At 49.0% G+C, this 9,206-nt stretch carries 7 protein-coding genes; 3 read left to right on the top strand and 4 right to left on the bottom strand.

What is annotated here, in order from left to right:
* The 3 genes from ACMJ0U_RS06880 to ACMJ0U_RS06870 all read left to right on the top strand — a co-directional run.
* On the top strand, window positions 1-883 hold an 883-nt coding region (locus ACMJ0U_RS06880), incomplete at its 5' end, for a hypothetical protein (RefSeq protein ID WP_417129112.1).
* A gap of 1 nt (window position 884) precedes the next feature.
* Window positions 885-1,319, top strand: a complete 435-nt coding sequence (locus ACMJ0U_RS06875; RefSeq protein WP_417129110.1) for a hypothetical protein — start codon at window positions 885-887, stop codon at window positions 1,317-1,319.
* A gap of 18 nt (window positions 1,320-1,337) precedes the next feature.
* Entirely contained in the window at window positions 1,338-2,792 is a 1,455-nt protein-coding gene (locus ACMJ0U_RS06870; protein ID WP_417129108.1) for a catalase, read from the top strand.
* Window positions 2,793-2,871: 79 nt separating this feature from the next.
* Here ACMJ0U_RS06870 and ACMJ0U_RS06865 read toward each other — a convergent pair whose 3' ends face one another.
* From ACMJ0U_RS06865 to ACMJ0U_RS06850, 4 genes are all read right to left on the bottom strand, one after another.
* Entirely contained in the window at window positions 2,872-4,047 is a 1,176-nt protein-coding gene (locus ACMJ0U_RS06865) for a TolC family protein (protein ID WP_417129106.1), read from the bottom strand.
* Window positions 4,044-7,157: an efflux RND transporter permease subunit gene (locus tag ACMJ0U_RS06860; RefSeq protein ID WP_417129104.1), complete on the bottom strand. Its 3,114-nt coding sequence runs from the start codon at window positions 7,155-7,157 to the stop codon at window positions 4,044-4,046. The genes ACMJ0U_RS06865 and ACMJ0U_RS06860 overlap by 4 nt, the downstream gene beginning before the upstream one ends.
* Before the next feature lie 12 nt (window positions 7,158-7,169).
* A complete protein-coding gene (locus ACMJ0U_RS06855) occupies window positions 7,170-8,324 on the bottom strand; it encodes an efflux RND transporter periplasmic adaptor subunit (protein WP_417129102.1) in 1,155 nt (384 codons plus the stop codon).
* Window positions 8,325-8,406: 82 nt separating this feature from the next.
* Window positions 8,407-8,829: a DUF6769 family protein gene (locus ACMJ0U_RS06850; RefSeq protein ID WP_417129100.1), complete on the bottom strand. Its 423-nt coding sequence runs from the start codon at window positions 8,827-8,829 to the stop codon at window positions 8,407-8,409.
* Between the last annotated feature and the right edge of the window lie 377 nt (window positions 8,830-9,206).

The raw sequence follows: 9,206 nt of genomic DNA, 5'->3' as shown, positions 1-9,206 counted from the left end.
AAATATGAAAAAAATCATCAGTTTAATGTGTGTCTGGCTGACAATAGCTGCCTCAGCACAAACCGAAAAAGTAGTAAACGAAGGACTTCGTTATTGTGAAAGCACCTATCCCTATCAGGAGGGTATCCTGATTGCGAATTTCGGCACGTCCGAACTGAATCCGCTGAACTCGGAAGGAAAAGGGTACATCAGTTTCTACAAAGACGGAAAATCCGAAGTATTGGTACCTGCCGACGGCAATCTGTCTGCCCCGAAAGGAATGTTCGTACGAAATGACTATCTTTATGTATGCGATGTAAACAAGATTGTGGTATATCACTTAACAGAAAAGAACGAGCAACCACAAGTCATTATGCTGCCTGAGGGTAATTTGTTTGTCAACGACCTGGCAGCCGACGGAAATTATCTGTATGCTTCTGTCACAAATACCGACCGTATTTTCCGTCTGGACATCAGCAACCCGACCCAACCAGGAGAGCCGGAAGAGTGGCTACAGGTAAGCGGTCCCAACGGACTCCTTATACGCAACGGGGTGATGTATGTGGCTTCTTATCCGGCCGATGGGGTCACAAAGGCTGAAAATGTAATTTACCGCATCGACAATCTATCCCAACCTGTTACCCACAAACTGACAAAAATCACCGGTCAATACGACGGAATAGCCTTTTCATCCGATGGAAAGTCGCTGATTGTGACCAACTGGACTCCAGCCCAGCTGAGTAAAATAGACCTGAACAACGGTCACGTCTCTCCGATGGAAATCAAGCTGGACCAGCCTCTCGTAGGTCCTGCCGACATCACCGTAAAAGATGGGGTTATCTACATTCCTGATTTGCCCAACAGCCGGGTAGTCATCACCAAAGAACCATGCTGTTGCCAATAAGATGAAAGCTACCGTCTTATATTACAGCCACAAAGGAAAGACCGCCTTTTTTGCACGAGAGATAGCCATGTATCTCTGGTCAAAAGGGTTAAGCGTCAGCTTGAGTGCCATTTCTGACTTCGACACAAAAAAGCTGGACGAGACGGACTTCCTTATTTCCGGATGCTGGACGTGCGGATGGTTCGTCGTCGGACAGCACCCTCACAAGAAATGGAGCGCATGCAGCCGGACAATGGCAGGACACATATCTCCGCATCGTACCCTCCTTTTTACCACGTATAAATTCAGGACAGGCAGTATGTGCCGGAAAATGAAGAAAGCATTGAAGATACCACGGAACTCTCACATCCCTTTCCTGAAATCCAAAAACGGATTACTGACAGAGACAGACAAAAAGATAGTAGACCAGTTTATCAGTACATCCCTTTTTTATTAATTATAAATGTAATATTGTATGGAAAATAAAAAACTGACCAGCGCTTCAGGAGCACCTGTAGCCGACAATCACAATGTGGCCACCGCAGGACGGCGAGGCCCGATGCTTTTACAAGACGTATGGTTTCTTGAGAAACTGGCACACTTTGACCGCGAAGTGATTCCGGAACGGCGTATGCACGCCAAAGGCTCCGGTGCCTTCGGAAAATTTACGGTTACTCATGACATTACAGCCTACACCAAGGCGGCTATTTTCTCACAGATTGGAAAAGAAACTGAACTGTTTGTCCGTTTCTCTACCGTAGCCGGTGAACGAGGAGCGGCAGATGCCGAACGTGACATTCGCGGATTCGCCATCAAATTCTATACAGAAGAAGGCAACTGGGATTTGGTAGGAAACAACACGCCCGTCTTCTTCCTTCGTGACCCGCTGAAATTCCCCGACCTGAATCACGCGGTAAAACGTGACCCGCGCACCAACATGCGAAGCGCACGCAACAACTGGGATTTCTGGACACTGTTGCCTGAAGCACTGCACCAGGTAACCATCACCATGAGCGACCGAGGTATTCCGGCCTCTTACCGCCACATGCACGGATACGGAAGCCATACATTCTCACTCATCAACGCAGAAGGAAAACGCACTTGGGTGAAATTCCACCTGCATACGCAGCAGGGCATCAAGAACCTGACCGATGCAGAAGCAGAAGCCATCATTGCCAAAGACCGTGAAAGCCACCAGCGCGATTTGTATGAAAGCATTGAAAAGGGCGACTTCCCCAAATGGACCATGTACATCCAGATGATGACGGAAGAGCAGGCCAAGAACTGCCCGTTCAATCCGTTTGACCTGACCAAAGTCTGGTCGCAGAAAGAATATCCGTTGATTGAAGTGGGCGTGATGGAACTGAACCGCAATCCGGAAAATTACTTTGCGGATGTAGAGCAGGCGGCGTTCAATCCGGCCAATGTGGTGCCGGGTATCAGTTTCTCGCCCGACCGTATGCTGCAAGGACGTCTGTTCTCTTATGGAGATACACAGCGCTACCGACTGGGAGTGAACCATCACCAGATTCCGGTCAATCGCAGCCGTTGTCCTTTCCTGAACATGTATCACCGGGACGGACAGATGCGCGTGGACGGAAACTACGGGTCTACGTTAGGATATGAGCCCAACAGCTATGGAGAATGGCAGCACCAGACGGAATACAAGGAGCCGCCATTGGAACTCGATGGAGCCGCTTACCAATGGGACTACCGGGAAGATGATTCAGATTACTACTCTCAGCCGGGCGACCTGTTCCGACTGATGACTCCCGCCCAGCAGCAAGCACTCTTCGAGAATACGGCAAGAGCCATGGGTGATATTCCGGAAGAAATCAAGCTTCGCCATATCCAGAACTGCATGAAAGCGGATGAAAATTATGGAAAGGGAGTGGCAAAAGCCCTGAATATTCCATTAGAAAAGATTTGAATGACAAACTGACTTGACTAAAAAAATCGTCCCCGGCAATTAGCGATAAATTACCGGGGACGGATTTTTTTAGGACCTATCAAAGACGGTTTTTATAAATATCTGCCATCAGTTTCTGATACTGGTTTTCAAGGGTGATATAACTTTGCAGGTTGTCGTACACGTTATCGGCCTCTACATAGAAGTCAATAATCGAAAGTTGTCCGGCAGTCACGGCCTCATAAAGCAAGCGGAGGGTATGATGCATCAAAGGCACATCGTAGGCCTGCATGGCTTCCTGAAGCTGCTGCATTTCATTGAATTGTCCCTGTATTCTTGCTTCCACCTGCAAGCGGGTATTGTCCAGTTGCAGATTGGCGCTCAAGGCCTGCGCCTTGGCAATCTTCAGTTTCTTCCGGTTAGAGAAAATCGGGAAACTTCCTCCTACCAGAAAACCGTTGCTTTTCTCACCTACGGACGTGTTGCGACGGTAACCCACCTCCAGCTTGGGCAGCCAGTTCTGCTTGTTCACGCTTACCTGTTCCGCAGCCGCACGGGAAGCCGCATCTGCCGCCTGAAGGTCTGCATCCTGCATCATCACCTCGTTATACAATGTATGATAATCACGAATGGCTTCCACTGCCGGATAACGGTCTTCCGCAAACTCTAACGGAAGGTTACCGTTCATCGCCAGCAGTTGCTGAAGTGCCGTGCGATGTGCCGCATGGTTCTGCGCCACCTCCGTCTGCACCTTCATGCGTTCCATCTTGATTTTATTCACCTCCAAGGCATTGGCATCTCCTTCTTTCAAACGCTTTTCAAACAACTGCAACAAGGCATCGGCATTTTTCTGCCGTTCCATAAGCAAAGCCTGTTCCTGGTTCAGGCGAATCAAGTCGAGACACAGATTCTTGGCCTGCAGCAGAATATCGCGGCGAAGCGCCTGCTGCTGACGGTCGAGCACATCTTTCTGCAATTTTCCGGAACGACTGCGTGCTGCATACAAGGTCGGGAAATCAAATCCCTGCGTCACCACCAGTTCCGAACTGGCCACTCCATCTACTCCTTTGGCAAAGAACGGGCTGTACTCCACACTGGGGTCTTCCAGGTTATTCTGTGTCTGTACTTCCATCTTGGCTGCCTCCGTAGAATGAAAGACCGCCTGCAGTTCCTTGTTATTCTGCTCTACGGACTGCAATACTTCTTCTATTTTCTGTGCCTGCACACTGCTGGCAAATGCCAGTCCTGCAAGCCACATCCATCCTATTTTTTTCATTCTTCTGTTCTTTTAAGGGTTTTCTTCCGGTTCATTAACTCGTACACAATGGGAATGACGAACGCATTCAGGAAAGTGGAAGTCAGCAGACCTCCCAGAATGACCTTCGCCATCGGACTCTGAATTTCATTTCCCGGCAAATCGCCGCGCAACGCCAGCGGAATCAATGCAAAAGCAGAGGACAGAGCCGTCATCAGAATCGGATTCAGACGGTCAAGTGAACCACGCACCACACTTTCACGCACTCCCAACTGCTGTTCTTCACGCAACAGATTGTAGTGTGTGACAAGCAGCATTCCGTTACGGGTAGCGATTCCGAACAACGAGATGAAACCGATAATGGCGGGAATGCTGACTTCACCCGTAGTCAGGAAGAGAGCAAAGACTCCTCCAATCAGGGCCAAAGGCAGATTCAACAGGATAACGCCACTTTCTGCCGCATCGTGGAACTGCATGTACAGCAACAGGAAAATCACTGCAATACTCATCAGAGAAGTCAGCAACAAGGTACGGCTGGCAGCCTGTTCACTTTCAAACTGTCCGCCATATTCTATATGATACCCTTCCGGCAAGCTGATTTTTTCTTCCACCCGGTGCTGGATGTCGTTCACCACACTGCGCAGGTCGCGCCCGCTGGTATTGGCTGAGATTACGATTTTTCGTTTTACGTTCTCACGGTTGATGGTATTGGGTCCCATGGAGGAAGTCACGTCTGCCACATAGGAAAGAGGTATCTTCCGGCCTTGTGCATCGTCAATCATCAGTTCCTTGACACGTTCCATCGTACCACGGTCGGATTCTGCGGCACGTACCACCAGGTTAAAGGTCTTTCCCTGTTCATATACCTGCGACACGACCTCACCGGCCATGTTGACCGTGACAAACTCACTGAACTGCGGTAACGAGATACCGTATTTAGCCAGCATTTCACGCTTCGGCACAATCTTCAGTTCCGGACGCTCAATCTGCTGCTCCACATTCAGGTCGGCAATCCCTTCTACGTCACTCACCGCTTCCTTTATCTGGTTACCGATGGCAAACATCCGGTTCAGGTCGTCGCCGAACAGCTTGATGGCAATGCTGGCCTGCGTACCGCTCAACATGGCATCGATACGGTGGCTGATGGGCTGCCCGATTTCAATGTTGGCACCCGTAATGACCGACAGTTTGTGACGCACTTCGTCCAGCAATTCGGCATGCGAACGGTCTTTCAGCTCAAAAGGTGCTTCTATTTCGGATACATTCACTCCCAGCGCATGTTCATCCAGTTCGGCACGTCCTGTTTTGCGGGCCACGGTCTGGATTTCAGGAATCGAAAGCAGCAATTCCTCTGCCTGACGGCCTATCTTGTCAGATTCTTCCAGCGAAATGCCCGGCAAGGAACTGACATTGATGGTGAAGGAGCCTTCATTGAAGGAAGGAAGAAAACTGTGCCCCAGCGTAAAGAAAATTCCCAATGCCAGGATAAAGAAAGCTACCGTTCCTCCCAATACCGTCTTCTTATGTTCCAGCGCCCAGAGCAAGGCTCGTTCATAATATTTCTTCAACCATACGGCAAGGAAGGCTTCCTTGGGCAATCCCTCTCCCTTGGAAGTATTTTTACCCAACAGGTAGCTGCAAAGTACCGGAGTCAGGGTCAAAGCTACTATCGTAGAAGCAAACAAAGAAACGATAAAGGAAATACCTAACGGAACCAGCATACGTCCTTCCATTCCGCTCAGGAAGAAAAGAGGAATAAAGCTGACAATGATAATCAACGTAGAGTTCAGAATAGGCATACGTACCTCACGTGAAGCCTGAAAGACAACTTCCCGTACCGGTTTCCGTTCTGCTAACGGCAACTGACGGTTTTCACGCAGATGCTTCCATACATTTTCCACGTCCACAATGGCATCGTCCACCAGCGAACCGATGGCAATGGCCATACCACCCAGACTCATGGTATTGATACTGAGTCCTAAGTAATGCAAGGTCAGGATGGCTACCACAAGCGACAGGGGAAGAGTTATCAGTGAAATAATCGTAGTACGTGTGTTGGCCAGAAACAGGAACAGCACAATCACTACGAAAATGGCACCTTCGTAAAGTGAGTCCTGCACGTTGCTGATAGAGCTTTCAATAAAACGTGACTGACGGAAGATGTCGGTAGAAATATGCACATCCTTCGGCAGGTTCTTCTGCAAATCGGCCAAAGCGGCTTCCAGTTTTTCAGTCAGCTCAATGGTTCCGGTATTCGGTTGCTTGGTCACCGTAATGAGTACCGCCGGTTTCCCTTTTTCGGAAGCCAGTCCCAACTTGGGCTGCTGTGACCCGATACGCACATCGGCCACGTCCTCCAGGGTAATGGGGGCTCCGTCCGGAGTAGTCTTGATGACGGCACGTCCCAACTTACGCACATCGTCGGTAGAGATGACTCCACGCACGATGTATTCATTTCCGTATTCATAAATGACACCTCCGTTGGTGTTCTGGTTCATGCCTCGTGACACTGCCATCACTTCGCCCAACGTCACGCCATAGTGGCGCATACGGCCCGGATGAACCAGAATCTGATATTCCTTGATGTCGCCTCCCAGTACAGCTACCTGAGCCACACCTCCGGTAGACAGCAGACGCGGACGGATGGTCCAGTCGGCCATGGTACGCAAATCCTGCATGGAAGTGGAGTCGGAAGTCAGTCCCACAATCAATAACTCTCCTAAGATAGACGACTGAGGACCTAATGTCGGTTTACCCACATTGTCGGGCAAGTCCTCACCTGCCGCCGCTAATTTTTCCGACACAATCTGGCGCGCCAGGTAAATGTCGGTATCCCACTCAAATTCCACCCATACGACAGAAAATCCCGTGGTAGAGGAAGAACGTACCCTGCGTACATGAGTCGCTCCGTTCACGGCAGTCTCTATCGGGAAAGTAACCAGCTGTTCTACTTCTTCGGCAGCCATCCCGTTGGCTTCGGTCATCACCACTACGGTAGGCGCATTCAAGTCAGGAAACACGTCCACTTCGGTATGGAAAGCCGTATAGGTTCCCCCTATCAGCAACAACACCGAAGCCACCAGAACCAGCAAGCGGTTCTGTAGCGAAAATTGTATGATTTTATTCAGCATAGTGCGTCACTTTTAATGGTTGTGGGTATGAGCCGGAATGGCATTGGAAGCGGCTGCCAGCTTCACATGAATGGCACCACGGGTTACCACGGTATCTCCGTCTCTCAGACCGGAAAGAATTTCTACCCGCTCTCCGTTGGAAGTTCCTAATTGTACTTCTTGTTTTTTATAACATTCGTCATCGAGTTTCAGGTACACAAAATAAAGTCCTTGTTCCTCGGTCAGCGCTGATTCCGGCAGACTGATGACTCCCTGACGTTCACCGGACAGCAGAAAGACTTCCACAAATGCGCCTGGAACCATGTCGCCACGGTTGTCAAATTCGAATGTCACCGGTACATAATAAGACGTATCGCCTGATGATTTTCCAAACGAAAGCACTTTTCCACCCAAGTTCTCCAGGCAGTAGACCTTGTTATTGTAGGGTGTCTTGAAGTTAGCCGACACAATGCGGGGAAGTTGTGCATAATAACGTTCCGACACATCGGCCTTCAGCACCAAGCGGCGCATCTGAGTCACCGTCATCAACGGCTGTCCTACCGTTACGTAATCACCTTCCTTCACCAGGCAGTTTTTTACAAACCCGCCGATAGGCGCTTTCACGGCTACTCCCTTACCCGACTTGCTGGGCAGTAAAGCCTCGTATGCCAGACGGGCATTCTGGTATGCCTCCCGCAAAGCCGCAAATTCTTTCTGCGACACAATCTGGCTGTCTATCAGTTTTTCTGCACGTTCGTATTCTTCCTTGGCTTTTTCATAGGCCACCTTTGCCTTTCTCACAGGGTCACCTTCCTGAATGTGCTCAGCGGATACACTCAGCAGTTCACTGCCCTTGCCCACTTCAATTCCTTCCGCGATTTTGCGGGAGAAAGACACCACTCCCGAAGAAGCTGCTACCACCGTTGCTTCCTGGCCTTGTGCCGACAGAATCTGTCCGCCAGCCTGTATCACTTCCCGAAAGGTTCCCGGGTGAATCACTTCAGCTTCTACCCCAGCCGCTTTTGCTTTCTCCGGAGTCAGTACGATTTCATCTGAATGAGCCGTTTTTTCCTCTGCATGTATTTCCGCTTCATGGTCATGACCTTCATGCTCATGGTCGTGTGCGTGTTCTCCGCATCCCCCAAAAAGGAACATACACAATGTTCCCGTCAAAATATAGTTTTTCATTGAATACTGTTGTTTTTCGTTTTGCAAAAATAAACCCTACACGTTGCAAACTGGTTGCAAAGTGCAGTAACATCCCTAAAAATCAAGCTACAACAGCAAAAGGAGGAGCACGGAAATTGCGAACGGCAGAAAAATGCCGGGCATGCAGTTTTTCTACGTAATAGGAAATCATATCCCCTCGTTCAACGGAAACTGATGGAGCTTCCAGACAAAGGGATGAAAGATAAATCAAAGTGTAAAATGTATAGTCCGGTGTGAAATCCGGCAAATGATGAGGAACAGAAAAGGACAGATGAGTGACACAACTGATGTCGCACGCATGCTTGTCGGCGTCTCCGGCACAATGACGCTCTCCTTCGCATCCGTCATGCGATGACGCAGCGCAAGTCTCCATATCCGGACTGACACAAAACGCCTCATTGTGATGATGATGTGGAAACACACCTACCACCAGTACCCACAGGCTGACCAAGAGCAAACAATATGTACCTAATATCTGCTTCATTCTTTTTTCTGTCGGACACAAAATTACAAAGAAATCTCCTAAAAAACAAAAGATATTGCTGACTGAAACATTTGACGCTCCTTCCACCAGGCATGCCAAGCATTTAAAAAATTCAGAAAGCAACTACATAAACCAAGGAAGCATTCGGAATTTTGTATGCCCCCTCCTCGAAAAACTTACGTTTTACGAATCAAAACTGTATGTTTCCCATGCGAGAAACGTATAGTTCCGCAGGGCGAAACCTACAATAGTCCAAGAATTTTTACTGATAATGACCCTTCCATTGCATTACGATAAAAGGAATTTCGCAAATTCCCTAGAAATCAATCACAAACACAGATAAAAAAGACGGTGAAGAAGTGGTTTTGTACCACTGA

This window comes from Phocaeicola sp., from assembly GCF_048170425.1.
Lineage (GTDB): Bacteria > Bacteroidota > Bacteroidia > Bacteroidales > Bacteroidaceae > Phocaeicola.
Note: the sequence above shows the minus strand (reverse complement) of the source record. Positions and strands in the feature narration are given on the sequence as shown.